Origin of the sequence: Blautia aquisgranensis (genome assembly GCF_040096615.1) — a bacterium.
Lineage (GTDB): Bacteria > Bacillota > Clostridia > Lachnospirales > Lachnospiraceae > Blautia_A > Blautia_A aquisgranensis.
In genome coordinates this window covers 119,410-141,096 of record NZ_JBBMEJ010000006.1, presented here as the reverse complement: position 1 = coordinate 141,096, position 21,687 = coordinate 119,410, and the positions used below count along the sequence as shown (strand labels likewise).

Below are 21,687 nucleotides of genomic sequence, written 5' to 3'. Positions count from 1 at the left end.
CCTATAGGGGTATATGTTTGTCAGGTAAAAATAAAAAGAGACTAACTTTTGATAAAGCCCATAAAAAATCAGACAATTCAAAAGTCAGTCTCTTATTTAAATATGTGTTTCCCGGAATATTATAATCCAGAAATATATATTTTATTTACTGGGAATTCCTTTGACCATGCAGTCGCGAAGCAGCATCAGCGCATGTTCTGCAGTCTGCTCCCGGATCTGAAGGCGGTCTCCGGTAAAATGAAACTCCTTTGCAATGGTTTTTCCCTGATAACAGCATCCCATAAATACTGTTCCAACCGGTGTCTCCTCTGTTCCGCCGCCTGGCCCTGCAAGTCCTGTTACAGAAACGCTGATGTCAGCTCCGGATGCCTTGCAGGCTCCCTTTGCCATCTGTTTTGCACATTTGGCAGAAACCGCACCCTGTTCTTTCAGTGTGGACTTCTTAACGCCCAGACATTTATGCTTGGCTTTATTGCTGTAGGTAACAAAGCCGTAGCCAAACACTTCCGAAGCACCGGCTACATTGACAATTCTCTGGGCGATCATACCGCCTGTAAGAGATTCCGCCAGAGACAGCTGAAGTTTCTTTTTTTTCAGGAGCGTTACAACAGTCTCCTCCAGAGTTCCGTTTTTATCTTTTGCCAGAGCTTTCTTCGAAGCTTTGGCAGGTATCTGCTTTTTCGTCATAGAAACTCCCTTCTTCGTTCTGATTCCTATTCCTGCATGGAAAGTACTTTACGGTTCTGCATAATGTAAGTCAGCAGAGAAATAATGGTCAGTGCAACAGACAGCCAGATGAAGATCTGTGTCAGCACTGTAAAAATACCTCCAAAATCCAGCATCAGAAGTATGATCATGATCATCTGGGAAACGGTTTTGAATTTTCCCCAGTAGTTTGCGGCAATGACGATTCCGTTCTCGGCTGCAATCAGACGGAAACCACTGATGATAAACTCACGTCCGATAATGATGATCACAACCCAGGCCGGAAGCTTGCCGGTCTCGATCATACAGATCATGGCAGAACATACAAGAAGCTTATCTGCCAGAGGGTCCATAAATTTTCCAAAGTTTGTTATCAGGTTATATTTTCTGGCAAGGTGACCGTCAAACCAGTCTGTTACACTTGCCACGATAAAAATTGCAAGACAGATCCAGCGGTTGGCATCTCCGCCCCAGCCTGTCAGCATAAAAACTACAAGAAACGGTACAAGTATCATTCTTGCAACTGTCAGTTTATTCGGTGTATTCATCGCTCAGCACTCCTATCAAATCATACTCCAGCGCGCCCGTCACACGTACCTTTGCAAAATCACCTGTCATAAGCAGCTCACCAGTCTGCACAAAAATGTATCCGTCAACCTTCGGCGCATCCCCATAGGTACGTCCGATGTATGCACTTTCGTCAGCAACCTTTCCTTCGATCATCACAAGAAGCTCCTGTCCGATGCGGTCCTGTCCCTTATCGTAGGAAATCTCCTGCTGAAGCTCCATCAGCTCATCTCTGCGCTCTTCCTTCACTTCCTCAGGAACCTGGTCTGCCATCTCTGCTGCCGGAGTATTCTCCTCCGGAGAATAGGTGAAAACCCCAAGCCGATCAAATTCCATCTCGTCCACAAATTCTTTCAGCTCTTCATGGTCTTCCTCTGTCTCTCCCGGGAAACCTGTGATCAGAGTTGTACGGAGAACGATATCCGGAATCTCTTTGCGGAGTTTACCGACGATATCGATCAGTTCCTGTTTAGATGTGCGGCGTCCCATTCTCTTAAGAATACGGTCAGACGCATGCTGGATCGGAATGTCCAGATAATGGCAGATCTTTTTCTCATCGCGGATCGTCTCGATCAGCTCATCGTAGATCTCCTCCGGATAACAGTAGAGAACACGGATCCAGCGGATTCCTTTGATCTCACAGAGTTTCTTAAGGAGAATGTGAAGAGATTTTTTGCCATAGAGATCTTTGCCATATACGGTTGTTTCCTGTGCTACCAGGATCAGCTCTTTCACACCCTGCTCTGCCATATCCTCTGCCTGAGAGATCAGACGCTCCATAGGAACGCTGCGGAATTTTCCGCGAAGCTTCGGGATGATACAGTAGGTGCAGTGCTTATCACAGCCTTCTGCGATCTTCAGGTATCCGAAATGTCCTCCTGTTGTAAGAACACGTTTGCTTCCTGTGTCAGGAAGATAATCGATATCACGGAATTCTTCGAAATGATTGCCTGCCACAGCTTCCTCCAGAGCTTTTACGATGTCTCCATAGGAGGTGGTTCCGAGAACAGCATCTACCTCCGGAACTTCTTCGATAATCTCTTTCTGGTAACGCTGCGCCATACAGCCTGTCACGACCAGTGCGTGACAGCTTCCTGATTTCTTATACTCTGCCATCTCAAGAATGGTCTCCACACTCTCTTCCTTGGCATCCTTGATAAAACAGCAGGTATTGATCACAATGGCATCTGCCAGTGTCTCATCATCTACGATCTCATGTCCTCTGGCTGTAAGAAGTCCCAGCATCTCCTCAGAATCTGCCAAGTTCTTATCACAGCCAAGAGAGATGAATAATATCTTCATAGATTACTCCGCTTCCGGCTGAGCTGCTTCTGCTGTCTCAGTCTCAGCGCCCTCTGCTGCCTCAAGAGCTTCTTTCTCCGCTTCCAGAGCTTCGATCTCTTCCTCTTCTTCCTGACCCGGAAGGATCTTAACCTTACCCTTATAGAGCTCATCAATTGCAACGGAAAGTGGCTTCTTGCCTGCTGCGCCCGGTACCAGCGGCTCTGCTCCTGCGATCAGCTGACGTGCACGCTTGCTTGCTGCAAGTACAAGAGAATAACGGCTGTTCAGCACGAGAGCCTCATCGTCGTCCTCGTTGTTTGTGTTGATAGCCTCAATTAATTCTGAATAAGATGGATGTATCATATATTTTTCTCCCTTCTGTAACGGCAGGGCCGTATTTAACTTATTAAATAGTTTTTATAAAAAAGCTTCTGCTTCTTTCTGAATCTCAGATACAAAATCATGATTTCTGGATGCGCGCATACGCTCACACCGGATCGTCTCATGAAGTGTATCGACACATTCCTCCAGATCGTCATTGATCAGAAGATAGTCATATTTTTCCATACCTTTGGATTCCTCAACAGCTCTCTTAAGACGGCCATTGATCACCTCTTCTGTTTCGGTTCCGCGGCCTACAAGACGTCTCTTAAGCTCATCCATAGATGGCGGACATACAAATACAAGCAGTGTATCCGGGAATTTCTCACGGATTTTCATGGCACCCTGAATCTCAATTTCAAGGATCACATCCTTGCCTGCTGCCAGCTGCTCTTCTACATATTTGCGGGGAGTACCATAATAATTTTCCACGTACTGTGCATACTCAATCAGTCCGTCCTCCCGGATCAGCTGCTCAAATTCTTCTTTTGTGCGGAAAAAGTAATCCTTCCCGTCCTCTTCGCCTGGTCTCGGATTTCTGGTCGTAACAGAAACGGATAATGCATAATTGTCATATTTCTCCATCAGCCGTTTCATAACCGTGCCTTTTCCTGCGCCGGAAAAGCCCGAAACAACAACTAAAATTCCCTTACTCATTTCCATCCTCCCTGTCTTCCTCTCCGGGATATGCCTCCGCAAATCTCTTCGCGATCGTTTCCGGCTGCAGTGCGGAAAGGACAAGATGATCATCTGAAGTAACGATCACTGCTTTTGTTTTTCTTCCCTGCGTTGCATCAATAAGTGTACGTGTTCCCTTAACACTCTGTATCATACGCTTCACAGGAGCAGCATCCGGACTTACCACTGCCACGATCTTACCTGAATTGACAGCGTTTCCAAATCCTACATTAATAAGCTTCGCCATTTCCGCCCTCCTTTTCTGCCAGTATATTTATCTCCGGATCATTACTCAATATTCTGGATCTGCTCCCGGATCTTCTCGATCTCTGTTTTCAGATCGATCGCCGCATTGGATACAGTCAGGTCGTTGGATTTTGACAGGATCGTGTTCGCTTCACGGTTCATTTCCTGCGCCATAAAATCCAGCTTACGTCCTACGCCCTCATTCTCCTCCAGAATCTTTCGCATTCCGTGAATGTGACTTCGAAGACGTACCGTTTCCTCATCGTTGCAGATCTTATCTGAAAAAAGTATCACCTCTGCGGCAATTCTTGAATCATCAATCTGGGTATCCTCCAGAAGCTCGTGCATCTTGGCCTCCAGCTTCTCTCTGTAAGCCTTCACGACTTCAGGAGAACGTTTCTCCACAACATCGACTTTCGCCTCAAGACCATCCAGCTTCTCAAGAAGATCTCTCTTCAGATTCGCGCCCTCCCGCTCACGGGTCTCTACGAATCTGCGGCATGCCTCGTGAAGCGGTCCCTCCAGAAAGCTCCAGAGTTCTTCCTCATCCGGTGCCTGCTCCTCCATAGTAAATACATCCGGATATCTGGAAAGTGTGGAAGTACGGATATCATTCTCGATTCCCAGTTCCTCACTCATCTGATTCAGGTATCCCAGATATTCTCTGGCAAGCTCTGCATTATATTTCAGAGCCATTCCGCCCATTGTATAATCTTCGTAAGTAATGAATACATCTACCTTACCGCGGCGGATATACGTCTTCATCACATTTCGGATCTCTCCCTCAAAATAGCTCAGTCTCTTGGGCATCTTGATATTCAGATCCAGATATCTGTGATTGACGGATTTCAGCTCAACAGAAACCTTATGCTCTTTGGAAACTGCTTCTGCTCTGCCGAAGCCGGTCATACTTTTTATCATGTTATCCTCCAGTACTGCCTCTTAAGTTTATCAGCTGCATATAATCTACAGCCAATGTTTGCATACGGATTTATTATAGTTCATTCCAAAACCCTAGTCAAACTCTTTTTTTGCTGTTATAATGATGAATGTTGAAATGGAGGTAAAAATCATGGCATTTGACGGAATTACAGTCGCTGCTCTTGTAGCAGAGATTGATGATAATTTAAAAGGCGGACGTATCAACAAGATCGCCCAGCCGGAGAACGACGAACTTCTGATCACCGGAAAAGGCACAAACGGACAGCGCAGACTTCTTTTAAGCGCCAGTGCTTCTCTTCCTCTGATCTATTTTACAGATAAAAACCGCATCAGTCCCTTAACAGCCCCTAATTTCTGTATGCTTCTGCGTAAGCACATCGGAAGTGCCCGGATCCTGGATGTGAAACAGCCTGGCATGGAACGAGTCGTGGAATTTGAGCTGGAACATCTCAATGAGCTGGGCGACCCCTGCAGAAAACGTCTGATCATGGAATTGATGGGCAAGCACAGCAATATCATCTTCTGCGATGAGAAAGGCATGATCCTGGACAGCATCAAGCATGTCTCTTCTCATATGAGTTCTGTGCGTGAGGTTCTTCCGGGAAGAGAATATTTCATCCCCAATACCCGGGATAAAGAAAATCCCCTTACTGTTTCCGAAGAAGGATTTATCGAACACATCTGTAAAAAGCCTATGAATATTTCCAAGGCGCTTTATACTTCCCTTACAGGTATCAGCCCTGTAATGGCTGAGGAGATCTGTTACCGTGCATCCATTGACGGAAGTGATGCGGCACAGTCTCTGGACGATACAGCCTGCATGCATCTGTACCATACCTTCCTCAGACTGATGGAACAGGTCGAGAACAGAGACTTTACTCCAAATATCGTTTACCGGGGAGAAGAACCTGTAGAATATGGTGTCTTTCCTTATCAGCAGTTTGGCAGCGAATATCACAGTGAGATCTTTGACAGCGTTTCCACCATGCTGGAGACTTACTATGCAACCAAGAGTCTCCTCACAAGGATTCATCAGAAATCTGCGGATCTCCGGCGTGTAGTACAGACTGCTCTGGAACGTAACCGCAAAAAATATAACATCCAGAAGAAACAGCTCAGTGACACTGCAAAAAAAGACAAGTTCAAGGTCTATGGCGAACTGATCAACACCTACGGATATGGTCTTGAGGAAGGCTGCAAATCCTTTAAGGCACTGAATTATTATACAAATGAGGAGATCACGGTTCCACTTGATCCTACCCTCACGCCTGCACAGAATTCCAAGAAATATTTTGACAAATACGGAAAACTGAAACGTACGGAGGAAGCGGTCACTGAACAGATCGCAGATACCGAAAGCGAGATCTCCCATCTGGAATCCATTTCCAATGCCCTGGATATTGCAAGATCCGAGAGTGATCTTTCCCAGATCAAGGAAGAGCTCACCGAGTATGGCTACATCAAACGCCATTACACCAATAAAAAAGGCCAGAAAGCCCAGCCAAAATCAAAGCCTCTGCACTACATATCCAGCGATGGTTTTGATATCTATGTGGGAAAAAACAATTTCCAGAATGATGAACTTACGTTCAAATTCGCAACCGGAAATGACTGGTGGTTCCATGCCAAAAAGATGGCCGGCTCCCATGTGATCGTCCGCACCAAAGACGGTGAGCTTCCGGACCGTACCTTTGAGGAGGCAGGGCGTCTGGCAGCCTGGTACTCCAAAGGTCATTCTGCCCCCAAGGTAGAAATCGACTACATCCAGAAAAAGCATGTAAAAAAACCTGCCGGTGCCAAACCTGGTTTCGTCGTTTATTATACCAACTATTCTCTTATGGCTTCTCCGGATATTTCAGATCTGAAGGAGGTTACGGAGTAAAAAAAGTTAATGCTTTTATGTCTTAAAAAACCTTCCTGTGTCTGATGCATCTCCAAGATAATGCAGATATATTTCTTTAATCTGTAATTATCTGTTATGAGAAAGCTCTTCAGATACAGGAAGGTTTTTATTTTGTAAACAGTTAACAAAACAGATATTCTTAATCTACATTCACTGCTTATTTATAACCGAATATCTGCCTTATAGTTATTCAGTTATATTTCCAGATTTTTCTTCACTGCCGGAGCAATAGACATATCTGCCTTATGATACGGGATCAGTGTTGACTGCAGTGCATGATACAGATCGGATTTCCCCGGCCATACTGTTCCTTTCAGATGATTCTTTTCATCCAGCTGATGGAACCAGGAACCTTTTTCATGATCCAAGACCACTTCATCCAGGTACTTCATAAACTCAGCATAATCTTTCGCATATTTATCCTTACCGGTCACATGGTAAAGAACTGCGGAGGTATTGATCGCTTCCGCAAGAGTCCAGTGCATACGGTCATGTACCACCGGTTTGCCATTCCAGTCTGTCGTGTATACAATTCCCGGTGCACCATCTGCATTCCAGCCATCTTTTATTGCTGTTGTGTAAAGTTTCTCTGCTGCCTGGAGATATTTTTCCAGTTTTTCTTTCTCTTCCCCACAGTTTGCAAGCGCCCACTGTGTGATCAGTCTTGCCCACTCGATTCCATGTCCCGGTGTTGCACCGTATGGCTTAAACGGATCATCCGGACGGTCACGGTTACAGTCAAGATCTGCCACCCATTCTTTCGTAAAATGTTCCGGGATCCTCCAGGAGTTATCTTCCGCCCACTGGATCACATGATCAATGATCCTGCCTGCACGAATGTGATATTTTTTATCTCCGGTGACATCTCCTGCTGCCAGAAAAGCTTCTACCGTATGCATATTGGCATTTAATCCACGGTAATCATCCAGCACAGTAAATTCCGTATTCCAGGTATCACAGGCCAGCCCTTCCTCTTCATTCCAGAAATGTCGGTCATAAACAGCCAATGCCTCTTCAAGGAGCTCTTTCGCCCCAGGTCTTCCGGCTGTCAGTGCGGAAGATGCAGCCAGGATCACAAAGGCATGTGCATAACACTGTTTATTGGGAACAATGCCACCCTCCTGTGTCACACCTGCATACCAGCCGCCGTTTTTTTCATCGTGAAGCTCTCCCCTAAGGCCTTTCAGCGCCGCATCCACAAGTTCTCCGCTTCCTTCATGTCCAAGCATCAGCCCCAGACTGTATACATGTGCCATGCGGCAGGTGATCCAGGTTTCCCGGTTTCTGTCCTTCCATGGTGTTCCGTCATCCCCCAGATAATAGGAACCTCCATTCGGTGAAGGAAACCGATGTCCAAAATTCAAAAGATCCTCACAGGATGCTTTCAGGAACTCCCGGTTTTCTTTTGTGTTGATCTCATATTTGCTGTTCATTTCAACCACCCCATCTGTTTTTCTTTAGGATATCATTCTTTTTGGGGAACTTCAATTCTTTTGGATTTTTTTAACAGATTGATGAAAAAAGGAGAATGCCTTATATGCATTCTCCTCATATCAGATTTCTTAATTCCATTACCGTAACGGTCACAGACATCCCTGTATTAATCTTCAAAACAGGTGATCACATAACGGTCATTTTCCATGATCACGTCAGAAACATTATCTCTGTCCCAGATCGCATCACTGATGATATCTTTCAGCTTGTCATCCATAACGATATTAAAATTCTCCTCGATCACCTGAAACGGAACTCCCTCATTCTCCTGTGCATACTCCATGATAAAATCAAGAATCTTCTCTTCCATACCTCAAAATCTGCCTTTCTGTAAATACTAACGTTTAATATATTACATCAGATTTCTGTGAATGTCCAGATTATTTTCCTGCCATTTCCATGCGGTTTTCCATAAGATATTACACCTGTATACACACACCCTTCAAATTTCGCCCTATATCAGAACCTGGTGTGCCGGTTCACATATTTTGCTTTATATTTGGAGTACACAATGGTCTGATCCTTATAAAGGCCATAATATCCCGATGCAGCATAGCTGATAGATACTGCGATCAGATAGAAAGATACCCCTTTAAATCCAAACATTTCAAAAGCAATCAGGATCGAAGTGATCGGACAGTTGGTTACACCGCAGAAAACTGCTGCCATTCCACAGGCTGCACAGATTGACGGAGAAATTCCCATAAGATTACCCATCACACAGCCAAAGGTGGCTCCGATGCAGAAAGAAGGTACGATCTCTCCCCCACGGAATCCTGCACGCATAGTCAGTGCAGTAAGCACCATTTTCCAGAAAAAAGCAAAAGTATCTGCCTGTCCGTTTTCCACCGCTTTCTCGATAAGCTCTGCACCTGCTCCCATATATTCATTTGTTCTAAGCATAAAGGTGACCGCAATGACCAGACATGCTCCAGCCACCACGCGAACATATTTATTTTTAAACCATTTGGCATACAAGCCTGCAGCTCCATTTAGTGCAATACAGAATACAATACTGACAACTGCGCATCCAAGTGCCACAACGCCCATTTTTAGTCCACTTTCTATAGTAAGTGCAGGAATATCCGTCACGTGAAAGCTCTCCGGTGTAATACCCATTCCTGCTGCAAATCCGGAGGCAACCAGCGATGCGATCATACATGGCATCAGTGCCGCATAATACATCACACCCACGCTGACCACCTCCAGCGCAAAAACTGCCGCTGCCATCGGTGTTCCAAACAACGCTGAAAACGCCGCGCTCATGCCACACATGACAATTACATGTCGGTCCTCCTCGTCCAGATGGATCCACCTTCCAAGCTGATTGGCAATACTTCCTCCAAGCTGGATCGCGGCCCCCTCACGTCCTGCGGAACCACCGGTAAGATGAGTCAGTGCCGTTGTGATAAAGATCAGTGGTGCAGAAAGGATCGGCACGTCGTCTCTGGAACGCACAGTAGAAAGAACCTGATTGGTCCCTCCATCCTCTTTTCCAAGCTTCTCATACAGAAATACAATAATAAGTCCGGATAACGGCAGTAAAAGAAAAATCCATTCATGAACCTTCCGGTAACCAGTTACTGTCTTCAGTGTAAAAGAAAACAGTGTACTGGCTGCCCCTACGATACATCCTGTAACAACAGCAAGAACCAGCCACTTGATCAGATTTGATATATCCCGGCTGATTCTTGCACTGTAATAATATAAATGCTCCTTTAATCTTTTGTTATGATCTATCCCCATGTTCTTTCCCTTCTTTTCTTTACTGACTGCATTATACTACATTTTTATTCTCAGTAAAAGAAGTAAAAGAAATCACTGTCATTTTTTCTTCCGGGAAATATGCCTGTGTATCAGGATCGAAAATACACTGACCATCACAAGAAGCACCGCAGAAAGCCAAAATGCCGGTGATCCGGGATTCTTGATATTTGCTCCAAATATCGTGGCAAGGATAACTCCCGGAAGTGTTCCCAGCATTCCACCCAACATATATACTCCAAATGGGATCTTTACCGCACCCAGAAACAGGCTCACTGCATCCCCGGGCAAAAAATTCAACGTTCTCATAAAATAAGAGATATACAGAGGATTTCCGTTCTGGTAATCCACCACTGTTTTCAGCTTCGGATATTTGGAAGTAATATTCTCTACCTTGGCAGAGCCGGAAAAACGTCCCATCCAGTAAGGAAGTGCCAGTGTAACTGCTCTTCCCAGAAAGTTCACCAGAAGTGCAGTTCCTGTAGAAAACAGATGTCCTACAGCCAGTTGCAGAACTGCAATAGGGAATACAAAAGAGACACTTTTCACGGCGTAAAACACAAGCATAAGTAATGCTGCCTTAACAGGTTCCTTCGGAGTATAGCGCAGGATCTTTTCCACAGACAGATCTTTCTTATAACGGATGCAGAAAAGAAGCAGCACAAGAATGAACACCACCGGCAGATATTTTCTGATGTTATCAATCATTTTTTTCATGGTTTGATCACTCCGTTTTCAAAAAAAGAGCACCGGCACCTGTTTCCGGTACCGTGCTCTTTCATAAGTTCTGCTTTTTTAAGTTTCAGGATCAGCAGCCTTTCTTCGCTGCCTTTCTCTCCTGGTCTTCCTTCCACATTTCCTCTGCTACCGGCTTCCAGTTTTCAGCATACCGATCACATTTCGCGCAGAGATGCTCTGCACTCTCCGGTGACTGAAGATCTGTGGAATGTGCTCCGGATTTCTCTACCATTTCTCTCAGCTTCTGCGGATTTTCAAGCATCGGGCATGGGCGGTACATATTGTCATTAAACGGCTGTCCGTCATGATATGCCATCATCATCGGAGACTGCAGTGCTTCCAGAAGTGTTTTCTCACGGATGTTGGAGTCAGAATAATGGATAAATACACATGGATCGATATCACCATTTGCATTGATATGAAGATAGCGGCGTCCACCGGCAATGCATCCTCCCACAAACTCTGCATCATTCTGGAAATCCATGGCAAATAACGGCTTTGTTGCACGGTATTTACGGATGCGCTCATAGGTTTCTCTTCTCTGTTCAGGTGTAGGGAGCAGCTCCGGTGCAGCATCATTTCCAACCGGCATATAATGGAAATACCAGATAAAATATGCTCCAAGATCAATCAGGCTGTCGTAAAATGCCTCTGATGTGATGGACTCGAAATTTGCGCTTGTATAACATGCGGAGATACCAAATACAAGCTTCTTCTCTCTGAGAAGATTGATGGCTTTGATAACCTTCTGGTATACACCATTTCCTCTTCTGCCATCTGTTGCAGTCTCAAATCCTTCCAGTGAAATTGCAGGAACAAAGTTTCCTACCCGAAGCATATCATTTGCAAAATCCTCATCGATCAATGTTGCATTTGTGAAGGAAAGGAAAATACAGTCATTATGTTTCTCGCAAAGACGGATCAGATCTTTTTTTCTTACAAGTGGCTCTCCGCCTGTGTAAATATACATATAAACGCCAAGCTCCTTACCCTGGCGGATGATGTCGTCGATCTCATCGTAGGTGAGGTTCAGCTTGTTTCCATACTCTGCTGCCCAGCATCCTGTACAGTGCAGATTACATGCACTTGTTGGATCAAGAAGGATTGCCCACGGGATATTACAGCCATATTTCTCACGGCATTCATCCTGTTTCTTCCAGCCTGCAAGATTCGCATTGATAAAGAAATTTGCAGCCAGAGTTTTCATAACATGCGGATCAATGTCAGTTACCAATCTATGAATAAACGGATAATATGGATGTTCTGGATCAGAAATGGCTTCGCGGATCATTGCTCTTTGTGTAGGGAATCCACCACCGGAAAATTTATCTGCCCAGTCCATGATCTTGATAAAATTCTTATCCGGATCTTTATAAACATAGTTGAATGCCTGTTCCAGTCCGAATTTCTTAAGTGTGTTCATTGCGCTCATACTGTCTCTCTCCTTATTTCTCTCAATGTAGATATGCAATCCAGCTAAACGGACATCTTCATTCCGTCACACTGCATTTCGAGTAACAAAGCTTTCTTACTGTCTTTGCCTGACTCATGGTGTTACTGTACGTTTTTTCCATTTGAATAACAATAGACAATATAATTGGTATGACCAAAATTTAGGCAAATCTATTAAAATGCCTAAATATTATTGGCATTTCATCTAAATAACATTTGTTATTTTTGTGCACACTTACTGATTTCATGATATTTATCAAAAAAACACCCTGGCAGAGGCAGAAATATCTTCCGCCCTGCTTCGGGTGTTTTTTTATCTTATTTCTTTACTACGATATTGATGATCTTCTTCGGTACATAGATTTCTTTGACGATATTTCCGGAGATCTTATCTGCAACTGCCTTCTTTCCTTCTGCAATTGCGTCCTCCTTGGAGATCTCTGCCGGAATACTGATAACAGCCTTGGTCTTGCCGTTGATCTGAACCGGAACCTCGATCTCATCATCCTTCATAAGCTCCTCATCGTGAGCCGGCCACTGTGCATGGAAAATGGAATCCTCATGTCCAAGCTTCTCCCATATCTCCTCTGCAATATGCGGAACAAACGGAGCAAGAAGAATGGTAGCTGTCTCGATAGTCTCTTTATCAACAGCACCGTCGTTCTGCTTTGCGATAGCGAGCAACTTGTTTGTGTATTCCATAAATCCGGACACTACGGTATTCAGGCTGAAGGCCTCAAGTCTGCTGGTGATATCATATACCATCTTATGACGGGTCTTCTCCATCTCCTTGGTAGCCGGGATATCCTTCTCAATGCTGTCAAGAGCCAGTGTCCAGAAACGCTTCAGGAATCTGGATACACCATCGATTCCTCTGTCATCCCACTCTGCATCCAGTTCCGGCGGTCCTACGAACAGCTCATACATACGTAAGGAATCACATCCGTAATCATTTACAAGATCATCCGGTGAAATAACATTTCCTTTGGATTTACTCATCTTGATTCCGTTTTTACCTGTGATCATACCCTGGTTGAACAGCTTGACAAACGGCTCATCGAAATCAATAGCTCCAATATCATACAGGAACTTGGTGTAGAATCTGGAGTACAGAAGGTGAAGAACAGCATGCTCTACACCACCGATATACATATCTACTGGCAGATATTTGTCAGCTTTTTCTTTGGAAACCAGTTCTTTATTATTCTTATTATCTACATAACGGAGGAAATACCAGGAAGATCCTGCCCACTGAGGCATGGTGTTTGTCTCACGTTTTGCAGGAGCGCCACAGCATGGGCATGTGGTATTCACCCACTCGTCAATCGCTGCAAGAGGTGACTCTCCGGTTCCTGTAGGCTGATAGCTTTCTACCTCCGGAAGTCTTAACGGAAGCTGATCCTCCGGTACCGGTACAGCACCGCATTTCGGGCAGTGTACGATCGGGATCGGCTCGCCCCAGTAACGCTGACGGGAGAATACCCAGTCTCTCAGTTTGTAGTTGACAGTCTTACGTCCGATGCCAAGCTTCTCGATGATATGCGGTGCTTCCTTCTTCAGTACGGAGGATTCCATTCCGTTCCACTCACCGGAGTTGATCATGGTTCCGGCAGCCTCTGTGTAAGCTTCTGTCATATTCTCGATTTCTTTACCGTCTTTTGCGATAACCTGGATGATCGGAATATCGAATTTCTTTGCGAACTCAAAGTCACGGTCATCATGAGCAGGTACACACATGATAGCACCTGTACCATAATCTGCCAGAACATAGTCGGAAAGCCAGATCGGAAGCTTCTCGCCGTTCAGCGGATTGATCGCATAAGTACCTGTGAACACACCGGTCTTCTCTTTATCCTGAAGACGGTCTACATTGGATTTCATGGAAGCATCAAAGATATATTTCTCTACAGCCTCTCTTGTCTCGTCTGTTGCAAGAGATTTTGCAAGAGCATGCTCCGGTGCAAGTACCATGAATGTTGCTCCGTGAAGAGTATCCGGTCTTGTTGTATAGACCGTGATCTTCTCTTCTCTTCCCTCAACTGGGAAATCGACCTCTGCGCCGTAGGATTTGCCGATCCAGTCTGTCTGCATCTTTTTAACCTTCTCCGGCCAGTCCAGCTTGTCCAGATCACTTAAAAGTCTGTCTGCATATTTTGTGATGCGGAGCATCCACTGACGGAGGTTCTTTTTGGTAACCGGAGTACCACAACGCTCGCAGCATCCGTTTACAACCTCTTCATTTGCAAGACCTGTCTTACAGGAAGGGCACCAGTTAATCGGAAACTCTTTCTCATATGCAAGACCCTCTTTGAACATTTTTACAAAGATCCACTGTGTCCATTTATAGAATTCCGGATCTGTTGTGTTAACCTCCATATCCCAGTCATAGATTGCTGCGATATCGTTGATCTGACGTTTGATATTCTTAATGTTCGCTGCTGTGGATACTGCCGGATGAACTCCCATCTTGATCGCATAGTTCTCAGCCGGAAGTCCGAAAGCGTCCCATCCCATCGGATGGATCAGGTAATATCCCTGAAGCATTTTATAACGGCTCCATACATCAGAGATTACATAGCCTCTCCAGTGTCCTACATGAAGACCGTTTCCGGACGGATACGGGAACATATCCAGACAATAATATTTCGGTTTCTTGCCATCGTTGACATTTACCGGTTTCTTCTCCCAGTTTGTACGCCATTTCGCTTCGATCGCTCTATGGTTATAAGGTGCAGCCATTTTTTATTCCTCCTGACAAATTACTCAGTATTAATACTTTAATGCTTTCACACACTGCTTTTAATTTTAACTACTTATGCTGTATTTGTCAAACAGAAATCCAAAAACAGCCCTTTTCCGTCGAAATATGCATAAACCGACAATCCTGACCTGTTTTGTTGACGCTTTTTTTTTCACGTGGTATAATTTCCTGCATGTATTTTCCTATATTATACATATCATACACATTTATTTTAGGAGGGAACACGCAAATGAAATCTTTTTATTCCTGGTACCGGAAGCATATTACCGGTGCGATCTTTACAGGACTGATCCTGGGTATTCTCACAGGACTTTTTCTGGCAGGAAGATTTGAGCCGGTCCTCACTGTGACCAGCCTGATCGGAAGCATCTACATGAATGCCCTGAACATGATGATCTTCCCAATGGTATTCTGTTCTATCGTGATCGGAATCTGTTCCATTGGCAATGCCCGTACTACCGGTAAGATCACGGCAGCTTCCATGATCTATTTTCTGTGCACAACAGCACTTGCCAGCCTGTGCGGACTTATCATCCCACGTCTGATTCATCTCGGAGAGGGCGTTAAATTCGAAATGGCAACCGCAGATATCCAGGCAACAGAGATGAGCAGTATTCTTGATACACTGAAGAATCTGATCCCATCCAATCCGATTGCCGCATTTGCCAACGGAAATATGCTGCAGGTTCTGGTATTCGCGTTGATCATCGGTTTCACACTGATCGCTGTCGGCGATAAAGGTACTCCGTTTCTGAATCTCATTGATTCCATCAACGAAGTATGCCTGAAGATCATCACAACGATCATGTACTTTACACCGATCGGTGTTTTCTGTACGATCGTACCGGTTGTAGATGCCAATGGAACTGAGACTATCATCTCTCTGGCAACACAGCTTGTTATCCTGTATATCGCATTCTTCGGATTTGCCATTGTTGTATACGGACTTTCTGTTAAACTTGTAGGCAAACAGAGCCCGATCAAATTCCTGAAGGCGATCCTGCCGGCGGCACTAAACGCTTTCGGAACCTGCTCAAGTTCTGCTACCATTCCATTAAGCAAGCAGTGTATGGAAGAAGAAATGGGTGTATCCAATCAGATCACCAGTATTGCCATTCCTCTGGGAGCTACCGTCAACATGGATGCCGTATCTATTCTGATGTCCTTCATGATCATGTTCTTTGCCAATGCCTGCAGAATCCACGTAAGTGTTTCCCTGATGATCATCATCCTTCTGGCAAATGTTCTCCTCTCTGTCGGTACACCGGGTGTTCCAGGCGGTGCGATTGCATCCTTCGCAGCACTTGCTACAATGGCAGGACTTCCGGCCGGAGTACTGGGCGTTTACATCAGCATCAATACCCTCTGTGATATGGGTGCCACCTGCGTCAATGTTATCGGTGATATGGCCTGCTGCTCTGTACTGAAAAACGTTATCAGGGTTGAGGAAGAAGTATAAAAACAGATCTGCCTGAAGTATTATTTATACATAATGCAGGACTACTTTACATAAATTATATTATGTAAAGTAATAATAACAAAAGCCGTAAGATATATGTTTAAGAAACTTTCACATATACTTACGGCTTTATTTTTTATCAACTGTTCACATCCTGTATTTTTTATACTGTTTAACGTAAATGATGTTACACAGAAATTTTTATTTCATTTTGCTGATTTTATTTTTTCAGGACGCGGTAATTTTCTTCTTTGTCATAATCCTTATGAACCCCATCGTCCTCATATAAGGTATACTCCGCGCCTTCATATCCGAGAAGCTGCATATTTTCTGTATCAAGAGCTGCCACACATTCCGCAGCTTCTGCAACAGGAATACATTTTCCCTTCCTGATAAACAGTGGAATCTCATTCAGCGCCACTTCCACATAATGTACACCTTTTTCCAGGATCTCCTCCGCAATAGTTCCGTCCGGAAGGAATTTCACAAACTTCATCTCCTCCGGAAGATATACATAACGACCTCTTGCATTCTGCTCATAAACCGGAGCGATCATGATCTCATTTCCAAGCAGCAGCTGATCCTCCACATGTACGGCAATCTTATCCTCCGGATAAACAAAGCCCATTGGCCGGAAATACATATCATCGTTCAGTGCAGCCTTCATATACTCACTGTAAAGATATGGAACAAGACGATATCTTACACCGATCACATGACGGAAATCTTCCACATTTTCAAACTGATAGCATTCCTGCTCCCTGGTACCGATCGCTGTATGATCACGCATCAGCGGTGTAAATACTCCAAGTGCAAGGAAACGAAGCAACAGTTCTCTTGTAGTATCTGCGCCAAATCCACCCAGATCTGCTCCTGCATACAGGAAACCACACATATTCAGAGACGGCATCATCTTCAGGTTCAGAAGGATATGAGCCCACCAGGATTTATTATCGCCGGTCCAGATTCCACCGTAACGATGCATACCAATATAGGATGATCTGGAAAACATCAGAAAACGTTTTTCCGGATCGATCCGTTCAAAAGCCTCTCCTGCTGCTCTGGTCATATTATAGCCAAACAGGTTATGGACTTTGTCATGGCGGATCTTTTTGCCATCTACATTATGATAAAATCTCCTATAATCTTCCGGATTATTTGCAGCACCACGAAGCGCATCCTGCATCTCCCAGATATGGATCTTTCCCTCCGTATCTTTTGCAAATTCCCCGGCAAGCTCTTTAACCTCTTTCATTCCCTCTGTGGAATAGAAGATCGCCGGCTCGTTCATATCATTCCAGAAACCATCGATTCCTTTTTCGATCAGGAAACGGTATTTATCACCGAACCACTTTCTGGCATCTTTGTTCAGCACATCCGGAAAATGGGTATCTCCCGGCCATACAGCAGCCACAAAATCACTGCCGTCCTCTCTCTGGCAGAAGTAACGGTTTTTAACACCCTCCTCATAAACATCGTATCCCGGCTCTACCTTGACACCGGCATCAATGATAGGAATCAGACGGATATCCTGATCCTTCAGTTCCTTCACAAACTCCGGAAAATCCTGAAAATTCTCTTCGTTTAATGTAAAGTCCTTATAAGACTGCATATAATCAATATCCATATAGATCATATCAATAGGAATATGATTTTCACGATACCCGGCTGCAACCTTCCTGAAATCTTCTTTTGTAGTATAGCCCCATCTGCTCTGTCCAAAGCCAAAGGCAAATTTCGGCGGGATATAGCTTCTTCCGATCACATGACGGAACTGCTTTACAATATCATAGGGACTCTCTCCCTCGATCACATAAAGCTTCAGGTCTGCATTTTCGCAGGTTACCTTCATGGTATCCATTCTGGTATAGCCAATGTCAAAGGTAATTGCTGCCGGATAGTCGAAGAACATTCCAAAGGTTTCTTTTCCTGACACAATGATAAGATTATGTGCACCATACAGGGAATGTTTATCCTCTGTATGCTCCGGGTCATCGGTACAGTTACTGGTGTAAATGAATCCCCTCTTGTTGATGCCACGGTTGGATTCCCCCAGTCCGTAAACGATATCCTCTTCATCCATGATATATGTAAATGAAAATCCATTATCTGTACAGATTTCTCCATACCCTGGTCTTCCTTCTGCTGTTTCAATCTTTTCTGTCAGTGCCTCAGTCTCAAAAGGCTCTCCATATACATATTTTTTAATCATTTTTCATCCTCCTGATTTCTGTAAAGAACAAATGCCTCATAAGGTTTCAGGGTCACTTTCTCCCCAAAATCCTCTCTTCCGAGATTGGTGATCAGGCATTTGGCATTTTTCTGAAATTCTTCCGGAATTTCCATTTCTGCCACATGTTCGCTGAAATTGCAGACTGTAAGAAGTTTCTCTCCTTCAAGTGTTCTGGTATACGCAAAAATCTGTTCGTGATCTCTGTAAAGTGCCTCAAAAGCGCCGTAAACAATCACCGGTTTTTCTTTTCTTAAACGGATCAGCTTCTGATAATAGTGGAAAATGGAATCCGGATCCGAAAGCTGCTGTTTAGCATTGATCTCCTTATAATTGGAGTTTACCCTGATCCATGGCGTTCCCTCCGTAAAGCCGGCCTGATGGGAATCCTCCCACTGCATCGGTGTTCTGGCATTGTCACGTCCTCTCAGCATCAGGCACTTCATCATGTATTCCGGTGTATAAATACCGGCTTCTGTATATTCATGGAAATACTGAATGCTCTCGATATCCCGGTAATCCTTAAGCTCTGTAAAATAAGCGTTGGTCATTCCAAGCTCTTCTCCCTGATAAACATAAGGAGTTCCCTGCATCATATGAAGGCAGGTTGCCAGCATCTTGGCTGAAGTTTCCCTGTATGCAGGATTATCATTTCCAAATCTGGAAACACTTCTTGGCTGGTCATGATTTCCAAGAAACAGACTGTTCCATGCTTTTCCAGCAAGCTCTTCCTGCCATTTGATCATAACCTTTTTAAATTCCCGGAAATCGTATTTCTCGGTAGTCCATTTACCATGTTCTGATCCCTGGCCATCTACATGCTCAAACTGGAACACCATGTTCAGCTCATTTCTGTCCTCACCTGCATATTTCTGTGCCTCTTCGATAGTCACACCAGAGGTTTCTCCAACTGTCATCACATCATATCTGGATAAAACTTCTCTGTTCATTTCCTGGAGAAACTCATGGATCCTCGGGCCATGGACGCAGTAAGGACCGAAATCACCGTATAATCCTCCGTTCATTTCACCATCCGGATATGACTGATCCTTGGAGATCATACTGATCACGTCCATTCGGAAACCATCGATTCCTTTTTCACACCAGAAATTCATCATATCGTAAACTTCCTGACGGACCTTTTCGTTTTCCCAGTTCAGATCCGGCTGCTTTCTGGAAAACAGGTGAAGGTAATACATCTCTGTCTTAGGATCATACTCCCATGCAGGTCCTCCAAATGCGCTTCCCCAGTTATTTGGTTCTTTTCCATTGACCGGATTCCGCCAGATATAGTAATCCCTGTAAGGATTATCTTTGGACTTCCTGCTTTCAATAAACCAGTTGTGTTCATCAGAAGTATGGTTTACGACCAGATCCATGAGGATCTTAATGCCACGTTTATGTGCTTCCTCAAGAAGCTTTTCATAATCCTCCATGGTTCCATATTCATTATAGATCCTGCGGTAATCGGAAATATCATAGCCATTGTCATCCTGCGGGGATTCCAGCATGGGTGAGATCCAGAGAACATTTACTCCCAGCTCCTTCAGATAGTCCAGTTTTTCTATAATTCCGGGAATATCACCAATTCCGTCTCCGTTGCTGTCCTTAAAACTTCTCGGATAAATCTGATATACCACGCTTTCTTTCCACCAGTTTTTTTTCATGGTAAACGGCCTCCTTTTTTCTGTTTAATCCTGAAATCAGCATATCCTATCCGCCCTTTAAAATCAACAGGTTTCTCGTGAAACTTAAATTTTTGCCAAACTTTTCTGTTTTTTTTATGCAGTTTTAACAATAAGTCACTACTGTCCGGTAAAAGAATTTCCACCGTATCCCGATGATGTCCCAGGAAAAGTCGTCACAAAATAAAAAAAGAGATCCTGCTACTCTTTTACAGAATCTCTCTTTACAAGCCAGACAGGGCTTTTTACATTTTTTTTGGCAGGTTCCTTTCCCTCTGCCATAAGAAGCAGCTTCCGTAAGGCAAGAACTGCTTTCTGATGAACATCCTGATGAATGGTGGTCAGCTTTGGCCTGACGATCTGCGCATAAAAATTATCATCAAAGCCGGTAATGGAAATCTGATCCGGAATCCTGATTCCTCTGTCTGTAAAATAATTGATAGCTTCCACAGCTGTGTAATCAGAAGAAAATGCCAGTGCCTTTGTCTCCAGAAAATGTGGCAGCAGCTCTTCATATTTTTTCAGTCTGCGCCGGGGTTCCTGGGGAACCACCACATAACGGGAACGACTGCAGAAGCCGCCATTTCTTTCCATTGCCTGTTTAAATCCAAGCCACCTGGCATAATCACTGTCCTCTTCTGTCTCCGCAATAAAAAGCGCCCGGTGGTATCCACAGGAATACAGATATTCCCCGATCTGATATCCTCCGGAATAATCATCTACTCCTACATTTTGAAAGCTATATTCGCCTTTCGGATAGGCATCGATCAATACCATCTTTTTATTCATCTTTCTGGAAAGCTGGTGATACTGTTCTTCGTTATATCCTATAATGATTAGGCCTTCCACATTCCAGCGGGATGCCATATCTACCACATTATCGATCTTTTCCCCACCAATGAGCATAATGTAGTAGCCTCTGTTTTCCGCTTCCACCTGCAGCGTTCCGGTGATCTCTCCCACAAATGAATCCTGCAGAGACTGCATACCATGGATAAAGGAAAAACCGAGAACTACTCCGATGATCCTTGATCCGTGTCCGGAAAGCATCACAGATCCCATGTGAGGAACATAATTCTTCTCTTTCAGGATCGCTGTGATCCGGTCAATGGTACTCTGCGAAACCCGTTTCGTATTTCCATTTATCACATTGGATACGGTTGTACGGCTGACCCCTGCCATATCCGCGATATCCTGCAGCCTTATCATTTCATTGAATACTGCATCAGCTCATAATGAAGCTCACAGCCCTCATAGATCTCGGCAGGCAGCAGTGCTCTTGCAACGACTTTCAATTCTTCTTCCGTCTGATCCACGCGCTGAAGATGAGCGTAATCTCCGTCAATCTGTTTTACGATATAATCACATACCAGCATTATTTTATCCTCTCTCTTTCTT

The 21,687-nt window shown here is 44.4% G+C and carries 18 protein-coding genes and 1 pseudogene; 2 read left to right on the top strand and 17 right to left on the bottom strand.

Annotation, left to right across the window (positions count from 1 at the left end):
* Positions 1-141: 141 nt before the first annotated feature.
* The 7 genes and pseudogenes from WMO28_RS06855 to WMO28_RS06825 form a co-directional block, all read right to left on the bottom strand.
* A complete protein-coding gene (locus WMO28_RS06855) occupies positions 142-687 on the bottom strand; it encodes a CinA family protein (protein ID WP_349056490.1) in 546 nt (181 codons plus the stop codon).
* A gap of 26 nt (positions 688-713) precedes the next feature.
* Entirely contained in the window at positions 714-1,253 is a 540-nt protein-coding gene (pgsA, locus tag WMO28_RS06850; protein WP_349056489.1) for a CDP-diacylglycerol--glycerol-3-phosphate 3-phosphatidyltransferase, read from the bottom strand.
* A complete protein-coding gene (gene rimO / locus WMO28_RS06845) occupies positions 1,237-2,574 on the bottom strand; it encodes a 30S ribosomal protein S12 methylthiotransferase RimO (protein ID WP_349056488.1) in 1,338 nt (445 codons plus the stop codon). Before rimO ends, pgsA begins: the two co-directional genes overlap by 17 nt.
* Positions 2,575-2,664: 90 nt before the next feature.
* Positions 2,665-2,919, bottom strand: a pseudogene (gene rpoZ, locus WMO28_RS06840) (DNA-directed RNA polymerase subunit omega); the annotation flags it as partial.
* Between the two features lie 54 nt (positions 2,920-2,973).
* Entirely contained in the window at positions 2,974-3,594 is a 621-nt protein-coding gene (gene gmk / locus WMO28_RS06835) for a guanylate kinase (protein WP_349056485.1), read from the bottom strand.
* Positions 3,587-3,862, bottom strand: a complete 276-nt coding sequence (locus WMO28_RS06830) for a DUF370 domain-containing protein (RefSeq protein WP_349056484.1) — start codon at positions 3,860-3,862, stop codon at positions 3,587-3,589. Before WMO28_RS06830 ends, gmk begins: the two co-directional genes overlap by 8 nt.
* A 41-nt stretch (positions 3,863-3,903) precedes the next feature.
* Positions 3,904-4,782, bottom strand: a complete 879-nt coding sequence (locus tag WMO28_RS06825; protein ID WP_349056483.1) for a YicC/YloC family endoribonuclease — start codon at positions 4,780-4,782, stop codon at positions 3,904-3,906.
* 151 nt (positions 4,783-4,933) lie between these two features.
* Here WMO28_RS06825 and WMO28_RS06820 point away from each other — a divergent pair, with 151 nt between their 5' ends.
* Positions 4,934-6,685: an Rqc2 family fibronectin-binding protein gene (locus WMO28_RS06820; RefSeq protein WP_349056481.1), complete on the top strand. Its 1,752-nt coding sequence runs from the start codon at positions 4,934-4,936 to the stop codon at positions 6,683-6,685.
* A 215-nt stretch (positions 6,686-6,900) separates the two neighbouring features.
* Here the strand turns inward: WMO28_RS06820 and WMO28_RS06815 are convergent, their stop codons facing one another.
* The 6 genes from WMO28_RS06815 to leuS all read right to left on the bottom strand — a co-directional run bounded on the left by WMO28_RS06815 (position 6,901) and on the right by leuS (position 14,893).
* A complete protein-coding gene (locus WMO28_RS06815) occupies positions 6,901-8,139 on the bottom strand; it encodes an AGE family epimerase/isomerase (protein WP_349056480.1) in 1,239 nt (412 codons plus the stop codon).
* 167 nt (positions 8,140-8,306) lie between these two features.
* Positions 8,307-8,510, bottom strand: coding sequence for a hypothetical protein (locus WMO28_RS06810; RefSeq protein ID WP_296048727.1), 204 nt, complete (start codon positions 8,508-8,510; stop codon positions 8,307-8,309).
* A 149-nt stretch (positions 8,511-8,659) separates the two neighbouring features.
* The gene (locus WMO28_RS06805; protein WP_349056479.1) at positions 8,660-9,946 is read right to left on the bottom strand and encodes a chloride channel protein; all 1,287 of its coding nucleotides are present in this window, start codon (positions 9,944-9,946) and stop codon (positions 8,660-8,662) included.
* A 78-nt stretch (positions 9,947-10,024) separates the two neighbouring features.
* Positions 10,025-10,681, bottom strand: coding sequence for a TVP38/TMEM64 family protein (locus tag WMO28_RS06800; protein ID WP_349056478.1), 657 nt, complete (start codon positions 10,679-10,681; stop codon positions 10,025-10,027).
* A gap of 91 nt (positions 10,682-10,772) precedes the next feature.
* Entirely contained in the window at positions 10,773-12,134 is a 1,362-nt protein-coding gene (locus WMO28_RS06795) for a radical SAM/SPASM domain-containing protein (protein WP_349056477.1), read from the bottom strand.
* 338 nt (positions 12,135-12,472) lie between these two features.
* Positions 12,473-14,893, bottom strand: a complete 2,421-nt coding sequence (leuS, locus tag WMO28_RS06790; RefSeq protein ID WP_349056476.1) for a leucine--tRNA ligase — start codon at positions 14,891-14,893, stop codon at positions 12,473-12,475.
* 251 nt (positions 14,894-15,144) lie between these two features.
* On the opposite strand from leuS, the gene WMO28_RS06785 reads away from it, so the two are divergent.
* On the top strand, positions 15,145-16,374 hold the full coding sequence (locus WMO28_RS06785) for a dicarboxylate/amino acid:cation symporter (RefSeq protein ID WP_349056475.1): 1,230 nt from the start codon (positions 15,145-15,147) through the stop codon (positions 16,372-16,374).
* Positions 16,375-16,594: 220 nt separating this feature from the next.
* Here the strand turns inward: WMO28_RS06785 and WMO28_RS06780 are convergent, their stop codons facing one another.
* The 4 genes from WMO28_RS06780 to WMO28_RS06765 all read right to left on the bottom strand — a co-directional run bounded on the left by WMO28_RS06780 (position 16,595) and on the right by WMO28_RS06765 (position 21,665).
* Entirely contained in the window at positions 16,595-18,586 is a 1,992-nt protein-coding gene (locus WMO28_RS06780; RefSeq protein ID WP_226843851.1) for a glycoside hydrolase family 31 protein, read from the bottom strand.
* Positions 18,583-20,271, bottom strand: a complete 1,689-nt coding sequence (locus WMO28_RS06775; protein ID WP_296048741.1) for a glycoside hydrolase family 13 protein — start codon at positions 20,269-20,271, stop codon at positions 18,583-18,585. The genes WMO28_RS06780 and WMO28_RS06775 overlap by 4 nt, the downstream gene beginning before the upstream one ends.
* A gap of 219 nt (positions 20,272-20,490) precedes the next feature.
* Positions 20,491-21,498 carry a substrate-binding domain-containing protein gene (locus tag WMO28_RS06770; RefSeq protein WP_178773770.1) on the bottom strand — a complete coding sequence of 336 codons (1,008 nt, stop codon included), beginning with the start codon at positions 21,496-21,498 and terminating at the stop codon, positions 20,491-20,493.
* A complete protein-coding gene (locus WMO28_RS06765) occupies positions 21,495-21,665 on the bottom strand; it encodes a chorismate--pyruvate lyase (protein WP_119239745.1) in 171 nt (56 codons plus the stop codon). Before WMO28_RS06765 ends, WMO28_RS06770 begins: the two co-directional genes overlap by 4 nt.
* Between the last annotated feature and the right edge of the window lie 22 nt (positions 21,666-21,687).